General features: G+C 70.8%; 12 protein-coding genes. 3 read left to right on the forward strand and 9 right to left on the reverse strand.

The genetic code is table 11. The features are described 5' to 3' along the window. The first annotated feature begins 31 nt into the window (after window positions 1-31). Both FFS23_RS04870 and FFS23_RS04875 read left to right on the forward strand, forming a co-directional pair. The gene (locus FFS23_RS04870; protein ID WP_137897679.1) at window positions 32-2398 is read left to right on the forward strand and encodes a S8 family peptidase; all 2367 of its coding nucleotides are present in this window, start codon (window positions 32-34) and stop codon (window positions 2396-2398) included. Window positions 2399-2434: 36 nt separating this feature from the next. Further along, the gene (locus FFS23_RS04875) at window positions 2435-3433 is read left to right on the forward strand and encodes an LLM class flavin-dependent oxidoreductase (protein ID WP_137897680.1); all 999 of its coding nucleotides are present in this window, start codon (window positions 2435-2437) and stop codon (window positions 3431-3433) included. Here FFS23_RS04875 and FFS23_RS04880 read toward each other — a convergent pair. The 4 genes from FFS23_RS04880 to FFS23_RS04895 form a co-directional block, all read right to left on the reverse strand. After that, window positions 3393-4070: an HPP family protein gene (locus tag FFS23_RS04880; RefSeq protein ID WP_137897681.1), complete on the reverse strand. Its 678-nt coding sequence runs from the start codon at window positions 4068-4070 to the stop codon at window positions 3393-3395. The two genes, FFS23_RS04875 and FFS23_RS04880, sit on opposite strands and share 41 nt — an antisense overlap. 221 nt (window positions 4071-4291) lie before the next feature. Continuing rightward, window positions 4292-5611, reverse strand: coding sequence for a sensor histidine kinase (locus FFS23_RS04885; RefSeq protein WP_171009361.1), 1320 nt, complete (start codon window positions 5609-5611; stop codon window positions 4292-4294). A gap of 100 nt (window positions 5612-5711) precedes the next feature. Beyond that, window positions 5712-6377 (reverse strand): response regulator transcription factor, encoded by a 666-nt coding sequence (locus FFS23_RS04890; RefSeq protein WP_037533025.1) that lies wholly within the window; start codon window positions 6375-6377, stop codon window positions 5712-5714. A 10-nt stretch (window positions 6378-6387) separates the two neighbouring features. Beyond that, on the reverse strand, window positions 6388-6651 hold the full coding sequence (locus FFS23_RS04895) for a hypothetical protein (protein ID WP_349303948.1): 264 nt from the start codon (window positions 6649-6651) through the stop codon (window positions 6388-6390). A 181-nt stretch (window positions 6652-6832) separates the two neighbouring features. On the opposite strand from FFS23_RS04895, the gene FFS23_RS04900 reads away from it, so the two are divergent. Then, the gene (locus FFS23_RS04900) at window positions 6833-8611 is read left to right on the forward strand and encodes an ABC-F family ATP-binding cassette domain-containing protein (RefSeq protein WP_137897683.1); all 1779 of its coding nucleotides are present in this window, start codon (window positions 6833-6835) and stop codon (window positions 8609-8611) included. Here FFS23_RS04900 and FFS23_RS04905 read toward each other — a convergent pair. The 5 genes from FFS23_RS04905 to prsK all read right to left on the reverse strand — a co-directional run bounded on the left by FFS23_RS04905 (window position 8608) and on the right by prsK (window position 15927). Beyond that, window positions 8608-9621 (reverse strand): sensor histidine kinase, encoded by a 1014-nt coding sequence (locus FFS23_RS04905; RefSeq protein ID WP_137897684.1) that lies wholly within the window; start codon window positions 9619-9621, stop codon window positions 8608-8610. The two genes, FFS23_RS04900 and FFS23_RS04905, sit on opposite strands and share 4 nt — an antisense overlap. Window positions 9622-9684: 63 nt before the next feature. Beyond that, window positions 9685-10500 carry a DUF815 domain-containing protein gene (locus FFS23_RS04910; RefSeq protein ID WP_038661971.1) on the reverse strand — a complete coding sequence of 272 codons (816 nt, stop codon included), beginning with the start codon at window positions 10498-10500 and terminating at the stop codon, window positions 9685-9687. Window positions 10501-10551: 51 nt separating this feature from the next. Beyond that, a complete protein-coding gene (locus tag FFS23_RS04915; RefSeq protein WP_137897685.1) occupies window positions 10552-12549 on the reverse strand; it encodes a tetratricopeptide repeat protein in 1998 nt (665 codons plus the stop codon). Then, entirely contained in the window at window positions 12542-13897 is a 1356-nt protein-coding gene (prsR, locus tag FFS23_RS04920; RefSeq protein ID WP_137897686.1) for a PEP-CTERM-box response regulator transcription factor, read from the reverse strand. Before prsR ends, FFS23_RS04915 begins: the two co-directional genes overlap by 8 nt. After that, window positions 13894-15927 (reverse strand): XrtA/PEP-CTERM system histidine kinase PrsK, encoded by a 2034-nt coding sequence (gene prsK, locus FFS23_RS04925; protein WP_137897687.1) that lies wholly within the window; start codon window positions 15925-15927, stop codon window positions 13894-13896. Before prsK ends, prsR begins: the two co-directional genes overlap by 4 nt. Window position 15928 lies beyond the last annotated feature (1 nt).

Here is a 15928-nt window from a genome sequence, read left to right on the forward strand (position 1 = left end):
TAGACACAAAGCGAATCAGGGCGGGCAGGTAATGACGACAAAGACTTGGTTGACGGGCGGCGCCGCCCTGGCGGCGCCGCTGTTTCTCGCTGCCTGCGGTGGCGGCGGTGGCGGCGGGGTGAACAGCGTTCCGGCACCGCCGACCGCGCAGACGCCGGCGCCGACACCGACGCCGATCGCGACACCGACTCCCGCGCCCGCCCCGACGCCGTCGCCGACCCCGGCACCGACTCCGGCGCCCACGTCGTCCCCGCCGTCCGCCTCCGCGATGACCAGCAACGACACGCCCGAATATCGTGCCGCGGTCGGCGCGGTGTCAATGAACGCGCTGGCTGCCTACAACAAGGGCGCGACCGGGGCCGGCATCAACCTTGCGGTGATCGACAGCGGCATCGACCTGCAAAGCCAGGAATTCAGCGGACGACTGTCGAGCGCGTCGCAGGATGTCGCCGGCAATGCGTCGATCGCCGACGAAGGCGGCCATGGGACCGCGGTCGCCTTCGCCGCGGCGGGCCGGCGCAACGGCACGGGATCGCAGGGCGTCGCCTTCGATGCGACGCTCACCGTGCTACGCGCCGACCGTCCGGGCTCCTGCGCGTCGAGCGGCGACGCCGGCGGCGATACCGGCTGCAAGTTCGGCACCGATGCGATCACCAAGGGCGTCGACGCGGCTCGTGCCGCCGGCGCGCGGGTCATCAATTTGTCGCTCGGCGGCACGACGATGCCGCAATCGCTGATCGACGCGATCGGCCGCGCCACCGCACGCGGCATCATCGTCGTCATCGCCGCGGGCAACGACGGCAGCGACAATCCCGACGCCTTCACCTCGGTCGCCAGCAGTGCCGCGGCACGCAATCTGGTGATCGTCGCCGGCTCTGTCGGCACCAACGACGTCATCTCATCGTTCAGCGACAAGGCCGGGACGGGCGCCGCGCATTATCTGACCGCCGTCGGCGAGAAGGTCCGCGCGCCCAACCAGAGTGGCGCGGCCTATCTCTGGTCGGGCACCTCCTTCGCCGCGCCGCAGATCTCCGGCGCGATCGCGCTGCTCGCGCAGGCGTTTCCGAACCTCAGCGGTGCGCAGATCGTCGACCTGCTGTTCCGCACCGCGCGCGACGTCGGCGCAGCGGGGGTCGACAGCGTCTACGGCAATGGCGTGCTCGACCTCACTAAGGCGTTCCAGCCGGTCGGCACCACCAGCGTCGCCGGTTCGCACATCGGCGTATCGCTCGCCAGCAACGCGACGCTGTCGGCGCCGATGGGCGATGCGACCGTCGGATCGCTCGGCGCCGTCATCCTCGACAGCTACAACCGCGCCTTCGCGATCGATCTCGCCGGTACGATCGACCGCGCCGGGCCGCAGCCGGTGCTTGCCGGCGTATTGCAGAACCGCCAGCGCAACCTCGCGATGGCGACCGGCGACATGACCGTCTCGCTGACGCTGGCGCCGCGGGCGAACGGCGATATCGCGCTCCAGCGCAGCATGATGACCGACACGCAGGCGACGACGGCGCGCGCCATCGCCGGCGCGGTGACGCAGCGGCTCGGCGAGAAGACGCGCTTCGGCTTCGCCTTTTCACAGGCCAGCGGCATGATCGGCGCGCAGATCGCTGGGCAGACGCAGCCCGCCTTCCTCGTCGCGGGACAGAATGGCCTCGGCTTCGACGGCATCGCCCGCTCCGCCGGCGCGCTGCGCCAGGAGGTGGGCGGCGTCGGCCTGACCGCAACGATCGAGAACGGCGACGTCACCGCGCGACGCGACGCGCTGCTCGCCGGGCTGAGCCCGTATCGCCGCTCCGGCTACGACCGGGTGACGGTGATGGCGGACAAACGCTGGGGCGGGCTGGCGACGACGCTGTCGCTGAGCAACCTGCGCGAGGCGGATACGTTGCTCGGCGCCCGGTTCGACGGCGGGCTCGGCGCGGCGCGGGCACGAAGCTGGTTCGTCGATATGGATGCCCGCTGGACGATGGGTGCGGGCTGGACGCTGGGCGGATCGTGGCGGCACGGCTGGACCGATGCGGCGCTGCGCGGCGGCATGGCCGGCAGCGGGCGGCTGACCACCGCCGCCTTCGCCGCGGATGTCGGCAAGGACGGCGTCTTCGGCCGCGACAGTTTCGGCCTGCGGATCGCGCAGCCGCTGCGCGTCGCGCGCGGCGGCATCGAGTATCGCCTGCCGACCAATTACGATTATGCGACGCTGACCGTCACCGACTGGACGATGCAGCGGCTCAACCTGGCGCCGCAGGGCCGCGAGATCGACGTCGAGGCACGCTATCGCGTGCTGCTCGGCCGCGGCGATCTCCAGACAAATCTGTTCTGGCGGCGCGACCCGGGCAATTACGCCGCCCTGCCCGCGGACGTCGGCGGAGCGCTGCGCTACACGATCGGCTTCTGATTGCAGCAGCGGGGGCGCGTCCCCATCTCCTACGGCATGACACGCTTCTCCCTGCTCGATCTGGTGCCCGTCGTCGAAGGCGGCACCGTGGCGCAATCGCTGGCCAATGCCGCCGACCTCGCGCGGCACGCCGAGACGCTGGGCTACCAGCGCTATTGGGTGGCCGAGCATCATGGCATGCGCGGCATCGCCAGCGCCGCCACCGCGGTGGTGATCGGCCATATCGCCGCCGCGACCAGCCGCATCCGCGTCGGTGCCGGCGGCATCATGCTGCCCAACCATGCCCCGCTGGTGATCGCCGAGCAGTTCGGCACGCTCGACGCGCTGTTCCCCGGCCGGATCGACCTCGGGCTCGGCCGGGCGCCGGGATCGGACCAGCGCGTCGCGCGCGCGATGCGGCGGACGCTGGAGACCGATCCCAACGCCTTCCCGCAGGACGTGATGGAGCTGCAGAGCTATTTCGCCGACGACGGCCGGACCGGCATCGCCGCGACGCCGGGCGCGGGCGCGAACGTGCCGCTGTGGATCCTGGGATCGAGCACCTTCGGCGCGCAGCTCGCCGCGGCGCTGGGCCTGCCCTATGCCTTCGCGTCGCATTTCGCGCCGGATGCGCTCGATGCGGCGCTGGCGATCTACCGCCGTGACTTCCGCCCCTCGGCGCAGCTCGCCAAGCCGCATGCGATGGCGGGCTTTAACGTCTTCGCCGCCGAGACCGACGAGGAAGCCGAACTGCTGGCGAGCTCGCAGCAGCAGTCGTTCGTCGCGCTGCGCACCGGCAATCCGCGCCAGCTGCCACCGCCGGTCGCAGGCTATCGTGCCGGGCTCGGCGCGCAGGGGGCGTCGATCCTCGACCATGTGCTGCAATGTTCCGCGGTGGGCTCGCCCGCGACGGTGGCACGGCAGACCGCCGCGTTCATCGAACGGACCGGGGTGGACGAGGTGATGGTTGCCAGCGCGATCTACGATCACGACGCGCGCAAGCGCAGTCTGGCGATCACCGCCGAGGTGATGAGCGGGCTGACCGTTCCCGCCTGAGCGCGGCGTGCCGCGCCGCCGCGTCGAGCAGCGCGTCGAGGTCTTCGCGCGCGATGTCGAAGCTCTCGTGCATGTCGGCGAGCGCGGCGTCGATGTCTGCCGCCGCGAACGGCGAGGGTGTCGGCACCGGCGCGGCGGGTCGATGCGGATAGACATGACGCGACAGGCGATGGAAGAGCATGCCGGCGAGGACGAGCAGCGCCGAGTCCAGCCCGACCGGCAGCCAGGGGTATAGCCAGCCGTCGGGCAGATGGCCGGCGGCGAGCACGAAACCGAGTGCGACCGCGCCGCCCGGCGGATGCAGGCAGCGCAGCAGCGACATCACCACAATCGCGCCGCCGACCGCGAGGGCCGCCGCGGCGACGGGCGTGGCCACGCATTGCGCGACCAGCAGGCCCCATAGCGCCGACAGCAGATTGCCGCCGATCACCGGCCAGGGCTGCGCGAGTGGGCTCGCCGGTACGGCGAAGACCAGCACGGCACTCGCTCCGATCGGCGCCACCAGCAGCGGCAACGATCCCTCTCCGGCGAGGACGGCGGCAAGGACGCCGGTCAGCGCGATGCCGAACGTCGCCCCGACGCCGGCGAGCAGCCGGTCGCGCAGCACCGCGCCGGCGAGGATCGGACGGAAGATCATGCGCCGCGCGGTAGCGGCTGCGGCGACCGTGGCAAGACCGACGCTTTATCCCATTGGGGAAGAACGAAGCCGTCTCGGCACGGACTGGCTTCGGCTCGTCTGGGCCTATGCGAAAGCCCCCATCGTCGGGAAATCAGCGCAGTGCTCCTGCGTTCGCAGGAGCACTGGTGGGTTTTTAAGCGATTGCGAACCAGTCCGGGGGGACGAATCAACCGCGTCCCTCACCCAGCCGCGGGCAGGCGCAGCCGGACCATCAGGCCGCCGAGATCCTCGCTCTCCTCGAGACTGACCGTGCCGCCATAGATCTCCGCGACGTCGCGGACGATCGCGAGGCCGAGCCCGGTCCCCGGCTTGCCGGTGTCCAGCCGCACGCCGCGGTCGAAGATGCGCACCCGGTCTTCCTCGGGGATGCCCAGCCCGTCGTCCTCGATCAGCAGCTCGACGAAGCCGGCTTCGGCGCCGACGGTGACGAAGACGCTGCCGCCGCCGTATTTGGCGGCATTCTCGATCAGATTGCCGAGCATCTCGTCGAGGTCCTGGCGCTCGACATGGACCTGCAGGTCGCGGGGTCCGGTGACGTCGATGCGGACGTGCCGATAGAGCCGGCCGACCGCACGCTCGACCGATTCGAGGCTCGGCCACACCTCGGCACGGCTGTGCGCCGAGCCGCGGCGGCCGACGGCGCGGGCGCGGGCGAGATGATGGTCGACCTGCCGCCGCATCGTCCGCGCCTCGCGGATCACCGTGTCGGCGAGATCGTCCGATTGCGCGGTGGCGGCGTTCATGATGACGGTAAGCGGCGTCTTGAGCGCGTGGGCGAGGTTGCCGGCGTGGCGCCGCGCTTCCTCCGCCTGCCGTTCGTTATGCTCAATCAGCGCGTTCAATTCCTCGACCATCGGCGCGACCTCGTCGGGCATCGCGGTGGAGATGCGGTTCGACTGGCCGGCGCGCATCCGCGCGATCTCGTCGCGCACCCGGCGCAGCGGCCAGAGACCGTAGAAGGTCTGCAACCAGACGAGCACGATCAGCCCGAGGCCGAGCAGCGCGAAGCTGCGGATCAGCGTGCGGCGGAGAACGGCGATCTGGGCGTCGAGATCGCGACGGCTCTGGGCGACCTGGAAACGCCAATGGACCTTCGATCCCGGAATCTGCGCGTCGCGCTCGACGATTCGCAACTTGTCGTCGGAAAACTGGTCGCTGTCGTAGATGTGGACCCGGCGGTCGTCGTGGCTGCCGCCGAAGGCGAGCCTGCGGTCCCACAACGAGCGCGACGGAAACGCATCCTTCACCGGCATGCCGGGCGCGGTCACCTGCCAATACAAACCCGAATTTGGCTCGATGAACCGCTGGTCGGCGGCTGCATCGCGGCTGAAGAACACTTGGCCGTCCGGGTCGACCGCGGCCGACGCCAACAGCGATCGCAGCACATATTGCATCTGCGAGTCGAAATTGTTCGTCACCGCATTGGTCAGCACGCGGTCGAGCGCGAATCCCCCTCCGAACAACAGCAGCCCGATCCACGCCGCGGCAATCAGGATCATCCGCCGCGACAGCGATCCCGTCGTCGCCGCACGTTGGCGCGGCGGAGCTTCGGCGAGCGGTGGCGTGTCCATGACGGTAAGACCCGATCCGACCGACGGATCAGGCGTCGGGATCTTCGAGGCTGTAGCCGAGGCCGCGGATCGTGGTGATCACGTCCTGCCCCAGCTTCTTGCGGATGCGCGTCACGAACACCTCGATCGTGTTGGAATCGCGATCGAAATCCTGATCGTAGATATGTTCGATCAGCTCGGTGCGGCTGACCACCTTGCCCTTGTGGTGGAGCAGGTAGCTGAGCAGCTTGTATTCCTGCGCGGTCAGCTTCACCGGCTCGCCGGCCTTGGTGACCTTGCCCGAGCGGGTGTCGAGGCGGACGTCGCCCGCGGTCAGTTCCGACGAGGCATTACCCGAGGCGCGGCGGATCAACGCGCGCAGGCGGGCGATCAGCTCCTCGGTCTGGAACGGCTTGGCGACGTAATCGTCGGCGCCGGCGTCGAGCCCCGCCACCTTGTCCGACCAGCTGTCGCGCGCAGTGAGGACGAGGACGGGCATCGTCTTGCCCTCCTTGCGCCAGCGGTCGAGCACGGTCAGCCCGTCGATCTCCGGCAGGCCGAGGTCGAGCACGATCGCGTCGTAATTCTCGGTCGAGCCGAGGAAATGCCCTTCCTCGCCGTCGGTGGCGAGATCGATGGCATAGCCCGCGCCTTCGAGGGTGTTCTTGAGCTGCTGGCCGAGATTCGGCTCGTCCTCGACGATCAGAACGCGCATGTGATCCCCCTTAATTTCCGGTGCGGCCGATGATCTGGCCCGAGCGGCCATCGACATCGACCCAGACGACGACGCCATCGCGCATGAATTTCAGCGTGTAAACCGCGGTGCTGAAATCGAGGTCGAAGCCGAGATATTCATAGCCTTTCATCGTCGGGATGACGCGGGCCTCGATCGCGCGCGGCGAGAGCACCTCGCCTTTGCGGCGGGCGTCATAAGCGCGCGCCTGATCGCTGCGACGCTGGTCCGGTGCCTGCGCGACGGCGGGAGACATTGCGGCGACCATCGCGAATAACATGAGGGGCACGACCATCTTCATGAGGACTGGCATAGGCGGAAGGCATTGAACAGCCTGTGAATGGAGCAGTCGCAAAGCATTGGGAGCGATGCTGGTTCCCGGTGACGGGCGCGGGCGCGCTTGCCGCGGGCGCTCCGGCCCCCTACCTGCGCCGGCCATGGCTGCCCCAATCCTTGCGTACGAAGACCTTGGCGTGATCCAGGGTCACGGCTGGCTGTTCCGCCACCTCGACATCCACATCGGCGCGCGCGACCGGCTGGCGCTGATCGGGCGCAACGGCGCGGGCAAGACGACCTTGCTCAAACTGATCGGCGGGCTGATCGACAGCGACGAAGGCCGGCGCGTCATCGTGCCCGGCACCCGCGTCGTTCTGCTCGAACAGGAGCCGAGCCTCGCCGGCTGCGCGACGCTCGCCGATTACGTGCTCGGCGGCGCGGATGCGCCCGAGCGGCACGAGGCGGATGCGATCGCCGACCAGCTCGGCATCGACCTGTCGCGCGAATCCGCGTCGGCTTCGGGTGGCGAGCGGCGGCGCGCGGCGATCGTCCGCGCGCTGGCGCAGGACCCCGACGTGCTGCTGCTCGACGAGCCGACCAACCATCTCGACATCGCCGCGATCGACTGGCTGGAGGACTGGCTGGGCCGGTTCCGCGGCGCGTTCGTCGTCATCAGCCACGATCGCACCTTCCTCACCCGGCTGACCAAGCAGACCTTGTGGATGGACCGCGGCTCGATCCGCCGCGCCGAGATCGGCTTCGGCGGGTTCGAGGCATGGACCGAACAGGTCTATGCCGAGGAGGAGCGCAACGCGCAGCGGCTCGACGCCAAGCTCAAGATCGAGGAGCATTGGTTGCAGCGCGGCGTTACCGGCCGGCGGCGGCGCAACCAGGGGCGGCTCGCCAAGCTGAAGGACATGCGCGCCGAGCGGGCGGCGATGATGGGGCCGCAAGGGTCGGCGAACCTGGTTACCGCCTCGGACGACAGCAAGACCAAGGTGGTCATCGACGTCAAGCACGCCACCAAGAGCTATGGTGACCGCACCATCATCCGCGACCTCAACCTGCGCGTGACGCGCGGCGACCGGATCGGCATCGTCGGGCGCAACGGCGCCGGCAAGACGACGCTGCTCAAGCTGCTGACCGGCGAGTTGCAGCCCGACGATGGCGAGGTGAAGCTCGCCAAGACGCTCGACGGCGTCATCATCGACCAGCAGCGCAGCCTGATGGCACCGACCAAGACGGTGCGCGAGGTGCTGGCGGACGGCGGCGACTGGATCGACGTGCTCGGCGTGCGCAAGCATATCCACGGCTATCTCAAGGAGTTCCTGTTCGATCCCAGCCTTGCGGAGGCGAAGGTCGGCACGCTGTCGGGCGGCGAGCGCTCGCGGCTGCTGCTGGCGCGCGAGTTCGCGCGCGAATCGAACCTGCTGGTGCTCGACGAGCCGACCAACGACCTCGATCTCGAGACGCTCGACCTGTTGCAGGAGGTGATCGCCGATTACGGCGGCACGGTGCTGATCGTCAGCCACGATCGCGACTTCCTCGACCGGACGGTGACGGTGACATTGGGGCTCGACGGTTCCGGGACGGTCGATGTCGTCGCCGGCGGCTATGAGGATTGGGAGCGGCAGCGCAAGAAACCGGCCGAGACGAAAAAGGCATCGGCGTCCAAGGCCGCCCCCCCTCCCCCGGCGCAGGCGAAGACCAAGCTGACCTACAAGGACCAGCGCGACTACGACCAACTGCCGGCGCGGATCGAGGCGATCGACGCGGCGATCGCGCGCGACGAGGCGCTGCTCGCCGATCCCGCGCTATACGTGCGCGATCCCAAGCGCTTCGCCGCGCTGACCGCGGCGATCGATGCGGCGCGGGAGGAGAAGGACGCTGCCGAGATGCGCTGGCTGGAACTCGCCGAACAGGTCGAGGGGCTCGGCTAGGCCGGCAGGTCCATCGTCACCGTGGTGCCGTCCGGGCCGCTTTCGGTGGCGAGCGTGCCGCCCGCCTGCCGTGCGAACGCCGGGATGAGGCGCGAGCCCAGGCCGTGGTCGATGCCGGTCGGCGCGGCGGCGGCGGGCATGCCGACGCCGTCGTCGCTGACGATCAGCGTGCAGCCGCCGGGCCGCTGCCGGAAGCCGACGGTGATCGTGCCGCCGGCCCGACCGCCGAAGGCGTGTTTGGCGGCGTTGGTGACCAGCTCGTTGACGACGAGGCCGATCGACACCGCGCGGTCGCGCGACACTTCGACCTCGTCGCTCGAACAGACCAGCGAGATGCCGCCGCGCAGCAGCAGCGCGTCCGACAACGCCGAGCAGAGATCGCCGAGATAGCCGCGCATCTGCACCGCATCGCCCTGCCCGGCGCCGCGGTACAGGTGGCGGTGGGCCCGTGCGATGCTCTCGACGCGGTTGAGCGCGGCGCCGAGCGCCTCCGCCGCATCGCCGTCCGCCCGGCGGCGCTGAATGTCGAGGATCGAGGTGACGATCGCGAAATTGTTCTTCATGCGATGGTCGATCTCCTGCAGCAGCAGGTCGCGATCGGCGATCTCCTGATCCCGCTCCATCGTCGCGCGCCGAACCGCACGGCGGAACAGTTCGGCGGTGGCGACCGTGATCACCGCCGCGACGACGATGAAGCCGAGCGTCACCGCGGCGTTGCGATCTGGGATGCGGAAACCCGCGGTGGCGGGAAAGGCATAGGCCCAGGCGTAGAAGATGCCGACCAATCCGGAGAGCGCGCCGGCCGGCCAGCGCGCGAACAAGGTCGCGAGCATCATCGCCGGAAAGCACAAGGCGAAGGGCGCGCCATCCCCGACGGTCAATCGATCGAGCGCGGTGTAGAACAAGATCGCGGTCGCCGCGGTGAACAGCCCGACCGACACCTGCGTCACGGCCCGCGGCACCGCAGGCGCGAGGCGTATAGTCAGATCGAGTTCACTCAGCCGCGACACACGCGGACTGAGCCGTTACGGCTCTATGCTGTCAAGCACTTTGCCCCATGATTGACAAAGCTTTTACCTGATCTCGCGCAAGCTTCGCCCTGCCCGGCCGGCAAGCTCGGTAACATATTGCCACGCGACCCGGCCCGACCGGCTGCCGCGGCGCGTCGCCCAGTTGATCGCTTCCGCCGCGTCGAACGGCAATTCGTATCGCGCCGCATAAGCCGCGACGATCGCGCAATAATCGTCCTGATCGAGCGCGTGGAAGCCGAGGCTGAGGCCGAACCGGTCGGCAAGGGCGAGCTGGTCGTCGATACTGTCGCGCGGGTTGATCGCACCATCTTGTTCCGCGATGTCACGCACCACGAGATGGCGGCGGTTGGCGGTGACCAGCAGCCGCACGTTGTCCGGACGCGCCTCCGCACCGCCTTCCAGCAGGGAGCGCAACATGCGCGCCTCGGCGGGCAAGTCGATGCCGAGGTCGTCGAGGAACAAGGCGAACGCACGCGGGATCGGCGCGAGCAGCGTGAACAGCTGCGGCAGCGTGTCGAGCGCGGCGACCTCGACCAGCGCGATCCCGCCGCCCTCGCCCTGCACCGCGCCGATCGCGGCCTTGACCAGCGCCGACTTGCCGGTGCCGCGCGCGCCCCACAGCAGCACGTCCTGCGCCGCGGCACCGGCGGCGAGGCGGCGCAGATTCTCGACCAAAGCGTCGCGCTGGCGGTCGACGCGGATCAGCAGGTCGAGCGGCAGCGGCGTGAAGGCACGCGCGGCGACCAGCGCGCCGTCGCGCCAGACGTAAGCGGGGTGCGCCTGCGGATCGTCGCTGGCGGGCGGCGGCGGAGCGAGGCGGTCGAGCGCCGCGGCGATACGGTCCAGGGGATCGGTCATGCCGCGGTGATGACCGCGCCACTCCGTCGGCGCAAGCGATCAAGGGACCGATCAGGCGGCGATCCGGCGGGCATGCGTGGCGATCACCGGGTCGCCGGGGGCGAGCGCGACCGCCTTGGCGGCGAGCTGCCGTGCCTCCGCCAGATCGCCCGCCGCGGCGAGCGCCACCGCATAAGCGTCGCATACGCCGGCGTTCATCGGCGCGAGCCGATAGGCGGCACGGCCGTAGCTGCGCGCCACCGCCGCGTCCGCATCCGCGCCGCCGCCGGCATAGGCCAAAGCGAGATCGGCGAGCAGCATGGCGTCGCGATTGCCGGCCATGCGGCGGACGCTCTCCAGCGTCTCGATCGCCGCGTCCGTCTCGCCGTTGCGGATCTGCCAATGGCCGAGGATGCGGCGGCCGGACAGGCTCTGCGGGTTCTGGCCGAGGTAGAGCGACAGCGCCGCCGCCGCCTCGCGCGGGCGACCGGCCCGGCCCCAGGCATCGACCAGCCGCAGCATCGTCGGTTCGTCGAAGGCGAGGCTGGCGGCGCGCGCATAGACCTGCGCCGCCTCGGCGAAGCGGCCGCCGATCGCGAGCGCGTCGCCCAGGACGGTCTGAGCGGCGGGCGCGCCCGGGCTGGCGGCGGCGAGGCCGCGCGCGCGCGCGATCGCACCGGCGGTATCGCCGCGACCGAGCTGCGCGCGGATGACGCCGAGCAGGTAATTGGGGTCGGTCGGGTCCTCGCGCGCATCGGCGAGCAGCGCGGCGGGATCGTCGTCGCTGGCGAAGGCGGCGGGGCCGCCATGCGCACCGGCCGCGGCACGATCGAGATAACGCGCCGCGGCGACGCGGTCCCCGGTCGCCTCGAAGGCGCGGGCGACGAGGGTCAGCGTATAGCCGTCGGCATCGTCGCGCAGCGCGATCGGCTGCAACTGGTCGAGGGCACCCTGCGCATCGCCCGACCGTAGCAGCGCCGCGCCGAGCAGCCGGCGGACCGCGACGTTCATCGGCTGATCCGCCGCGAGCTGGCGCCAGGTGCCGATCGCGCGTTCGGTCTGGCCGCGCGCGAAGTCGAGGCCGCCACCGAGCAGCGCCGCACCGGGCAGCGCGCCGATGCCGTCGCCGGCGCGCTGGAGCAGATCGCGCGCCAGCTCACCGCGTCCGGCACGCGCGGCGAGCACCGCCTGAAGGTAGAAGGCCTGCGGACTGCCCGGCCGCGCGGCGAGCGCGCGGCGGGTGGCATCGAGCATATCGGCGTTGCGCCCGACCTCGCCGAGCGTCGCGGCATATTCGATCAGCGCCGGGTGATAATAAGCGTCGCGCTCCAGCGCGGCCTCGAACCACGGCAGCGCGGCGACCGGGCCATAGCGGGTGCGGACGATCTCGGCCTGCAAGGCGAGCGCGACCGGATCGCCCGGCGCGAGCCGCTGCGCCCGCGTCGCGGCATCGGCGGCCGCGACGATCTCGCCGGCGTCGAGGCGGATGCGACCGAGATCGGTCCAGGCGGCGGCGTCGCGCGGGGTACGTTGGAGCAGACCGGCGAGCGCCTGTGCGGCGGTGCCGCTGTCTCCCTGCATCGCCAGCGCGCGGGCGCGGGCGCGGATCGCCTCGCCGTCGCCGGCCGGCGCGCGCGCGGCGGTGTCGATCGCCCCTTGCCAGTCGGACTGGAGGAAGCGGGCCTGCGCGCGCAGGCCGGCGATGTCGGCGGGCGCGATGCGCAGCGCGCGGGCACGGCTCAACGCCCCCTCCGCCGCGACGCCGTCGCCGAGCCGTAGATAGGCGCGGGCGAGCAGCAGCATCGCCGGTCGCGATCCGGGCGCGCCGGCGAGCGCGGCGAGCGCATGGTTGCGGGCGGCGCTGTAATTGCCGATGCGATAAGCGGTGCCGGCGTCACGCAGCGCCACGGCGGGGTCGATCCGCGGCGCGGGACGCAGCACCAGCAGCGCGACAAGCGCCGCGACCAGTGCGAGCACGACGAGCGCGATCACCTGCCGACGGCGCGGGCGCGGCCAGACGATCCGCCGGCGGCGCTTGCCGGGCAGCAGGGGATAGCGGCGATCAGCCATGCAGATCGTAGCTCTTGAGCAGATCGTACAACGTCGGCCGACTGACCCCGAGCAGCCGCGACGCGCCCGAGATATTGCCGTCGGCCTGCGCCAGCGCCTGCCGGATCGCCTTGCGGTCCGCCGTCTCGCGCGCGCTGCGCAGGTTGAGCGGCAGCGCATCGGCCGCGGTCGCGTCGAGATCGAGATCGGCGGCGGTCACCGATTTGCCGTCGGCCATGATGACCGCGCGCTTGATCCGGTTCTCGAGCTCGCGGACGTTGCCCGGCCAGCCCCAGGCGTCGATCGCCGCCAGCGCATCGGGCGCGAGGCCGGTGACGGCGGGGTTCATCGCCGCGGCGTGACGCCGGACGAAGGCGCGGGCGAGCAGGCTGGCATCGCCCGGCCGCTCGGCGAGACCGGGGATACTCACGACGATCTCGGCGAGACGGTAATACAAATCGTCGCGGAAGCGTCCGTCGGCGACCATCGTGCCGAGGTTCTGATGCGTCGCGCAGACGATGCGGGTGTCGACCGGGATCGGCTTGCGCCCGCCGATCCGCTCGATGACGCGCTCCTGCAGGAAGCGCAGCAGCTTGACCTGCAACGGCAGCGGCACGTCGCCGATCTCGTCGAGGAACAGGGTGCCGCCCGCCGCCTGTTCGATCTTGCCCGGCGTCGTCTTGACCGCACCGGTGAACGCGCCCTTTTCGTGGCCGAACAATTCGCTTTCGAGCAACGTCTCGGGAATGGCGGCGCAGTTGATCGCGACGAATTCGCCACGGCGGCGCGGCGAATGATCGTGGATGCCGCGGGCGAGCAGTTCCTTGCCCGTGCCGCTCGCACCGAGCAGCATCACCGAGACATCGGCGGGCGCGACGCGCTCGATCGTGCGCACCACCTTCGCCATCTCGTCCGAGGCGTAGATCAATCCGCCGAATCCGGCCGCGGCCGTCTCGCGCGCGGCGAGGCGGCGGTTCTCCGCCTCCAGCGCATGGACGTGGAAGGCCCGGGCGACGATCAGGCCCAGCGCGTCGATGTCGATCGGCTTGGCGTAGAAATCCCAGGCGCCGAGCGCGATCGCGCGCAACGCGCTGTCGCGGGCGCCGTGGCCCGAGGCGACGATGATCTTGGTCGCGGGCTGGAGCGCCAGCATCTCGGCGAGCGTCGCGAACCCTTCGCTGGTGCCGTCCGGATCGGGCGGCAGGCCGAGGTCGAGCGTCACCACCGCAGGCTCGCGGCTGCGCAGTGCCTCGATCGCTTCGGCGCGGGTGGCGGCGCCGACGATCTCATAGCCCTCATAGGCCCAGCGGAGCTGGCGCTGGAGCGCGAGATCGTCCTCGACGATCAGCAGGACGGGCTTGTCGGTCATGCGGCATGCTCCAGCGCGGGCGCGGCGGGGAGGGTCAGGCGGAAGCGGCTCCCCTCGCCTTCGCGGCTGGTCACGTCGAGCCGGCCGCCCATCTCCTCGGCGAGCTGCCGCGCCTCATAGGCACCGATGCCGAAGCCGGCGGGCTTGGACGAGGCGAAGGGCCGGAACAATTGGTCGCGGACGAAGGCGGCGCTCATCCCGCAGCCGGCGTCGATCACGTCGATAAACGCGCCGTCGCCGGTCGTGCCGGCGACGAGGTCGATGGTCGCGGTGGCCGGGCTCGCCTCAATGGCATTCTGAAGCAGGTGGCCGAGCAGTTGCTCGAGCCGGCCAGGCTGGGCGAGCGCTGTCCCCTGCCCCGCGACGCGCACCGGATGCTGGGCGCGGCGTCCGGCGGCGAGGCGCAGTGCGAGGCCGGCGAGGTCGACCGGCTGGAGCGGTTCGGGTGTCGCGCGATGGTGTTGCGACAGTCGGGCGAGCAAGGCGTTCATGCGGGCGGCGGAGTCCTTCAGCGTCTCGACCATGTCGGCGCGGAATGCGGGATTGTCGGCGTGCCGCTCGGCGTTGCGCGCGACGAGGCTGAGGCCGCTGACCAGATTCTTAATGTCGTGGATGATGAAGGCGAAGCGGCGGTTGAACTCGTCGAAGCGCGCGGCGTCGGCGAGCGCGGCATGCGCGCGATCCTCGGCGAGGTAGCTCGCCGCCTGCCGCCCGGCGACGCGGAGCAGGTCGAGGTCCTCCCAGTCGAGCGGCCGTTCATACGGCGGGCGGGCGAGCAGGATGACGCCGATCAGGCTGGTGCCATGGATCAGCGGTACCAGCGCCCACGCCTCGGCATGGTCGCCTATCCACTGCGGGATCGCCGCCGCCTCCTCGGCCGGCGCCGCGCCGCGACGGACCTGGTCGAGCTCGACGATGCGCGCGCTGGCGGCGAGATGATCGCGCAGCGCCGCATCGGTGGTCCCCGCCTCGCGCCAGTGCCATGCGGCGCCGGGGGCGAGGCCGCTGCCGTCCGGCTCCAGCAGCACGCCCGCCGGCGAGCCGGTCAGGTCGGCGATCGCGCGGACGATGCGTAGGTCGAGCGGATCGGCGCCCGCCCCCGGCGTGCCCAGCGTCGCGGTGAAGCGCTGCCATTCGGCGCGATAATCGTAGCGATGGCGGAAGAAATGCTTGGCGACCTTTACCTTGAGCCAGGCGCGCAGCCACGGCGTCGACAGCAATGTCATCAGCGCGGTGGTCGCGCCGAGCACGATCGCGGTCTGCACGATGCGCACCGTGCTGCCGGCATAATGGTCGGCGATCCGGGTCAGCAGGATGGTGAAGGCTGCATAGAGCAGCACCGCCGCCACCGAGACGAAGCGCAGCACGATGCCGTGCGACACCGCGAGGCTGCGCGCGCTGCGGCGGGTGACGAGGACGAGCGCGACGCCGGTGACGACGAAGCCGCGCAGGGCGAGCGCGGCGGGCGGCACCGCATCGAAGCCATATCCCAGCATCGCGACGAGCAGGTCGACACCCCACATCCCGCCGAGCGCGATGGCGACCGGTATCGCCGGTCCGGTGGTGCGCGACGCGCTGCCGGCGGCGACCTGATGCGCGAGCATCAGACCGGCGACCGCCGCGAGCATCGCCGCGATCAGCCGCAGCGCCTCGATCGCCGCCAGCGCATCGCGAGCGAGCGGCAGCGTGTCGAGGATCGCGAGCAGCCCGGCCGCGGCGGTGATCGTCGCGGCGACCAGATAGACGGCGTAGAGCGCGACGCTGCCGCTCCGCCCCCGCCGGACGAGCGCCAGTAGCACCGCCAGCCAGACGAGGTTGCGCAGCGTTTCGCCGAGCCGCGCGGCGACATCGTCCGCACCGATCCCCGCCACCGCCAGCGCCCATAGAGCGGTCAGGATGCAGGCGAGCGTCAGCCCGTTGCGCGTCGCCCCCACGCCAGCCCCCAGGCCCTGCCGGCGCAGCGCGCCGAGCGCGAGCAGGCCGAATGCCAGTGCCGCCAGCGCATGGCCCCAGAGGATCAGTGCCGCCATC

It is taken from the genome of Sphingomonas sp. 2SG (genome assembly GCF_005503285.1).
In the GTDB taxonomy this organism is placed as follows: Bacteria; Pseudomonadota; Alphaproteobacteria; order Sphingomonadales; family Sphingomonadaceae; genus Sphingomonas; species Sphingomonas taxi.

Excerpts from the sequence above, each read along its gene's own strand:
- FFS23_RS04870 (WP_137897679.1), top strand. The coding sequence starts at position 32 with ATGACGACAAAGACTTGGTTGACGGGCGGCGCCGCCCTGGCGGCGCCG.
- FFS23_RS04875 (WP_137897680.1), top strand. The coding sequence starts at position 2,435 with ATGACACGCTTCTCCCTGCTCGATCTGGTGCCCGTCGTCGAAGGCGGC.
- FFS23_RS04880 (WP_137897681.1), bottom strand. The coding sequence starts at position 4,070 with ATGATCTTCCGTCCGATCCTCGCCGGCGCGGTGCTGCGCGACCGGCTG.
- FFS23_RS04885 (WP_171009361.1), bottom strand. The coding sequence starts at position 5,611 with ATGATCCTGATTGCCGCGGCGTGGATCGGGCTGCTGTTGTTCGGAGGG.
- FFS23_RS04890 (WP_037533025.1), bottom strand. The coding sequence starts at position 6,377 with ATGCGCGTTCTGATCGTCGAGGACGAGCCGAATCTCGGCCAGCAGCTC.
- FFS23_RS04895 (WP_349303948.1), bottom strand. The coding sequence starts at position 6,651 with ATGTCTCCCGCCGTCGCGCAGGCACCGGACCAGCGTCGCAGCGATCAG.
- FFS23_RS04900 (WP_137897683.1), top strand. The coding sequence starts at position 6,833 with ATGGCTGCCCCAATCCTTGCGTACGAAGACCTTGGCGTGATCCAGGGT.
- FFS23_RS04910 (WP_038661971.1), bottom strand. The coding sequence starts at position 10,500 with ATGACCGATCCCCTGGACCGTATCGCCGCGGCGCTCGACCGCCTCGCT.
- FFS23_RS04915 (WP_137897685.1), bottom strand. The coding sequence starts at position 12,549 with ATGGCTGATCGCCGCTATCCCCTGCTGCCCGGCAAGCGCCGCCGGCGG.
- prsR (WP_137897686.1), bottom strand. The coding sequence starts at position 13,897 with ATGACCGACAAGCCCGTCCTGCTGATCGTCGAGGACGATCTCGCGCTC.
- prsK (WP_137897687.1), bottom strand. The coding sequence starts at position 15,927 with ATGGCGGCACTGATCCTCTGGGGCCATGCGCTGGCGGCACTGGCATTC.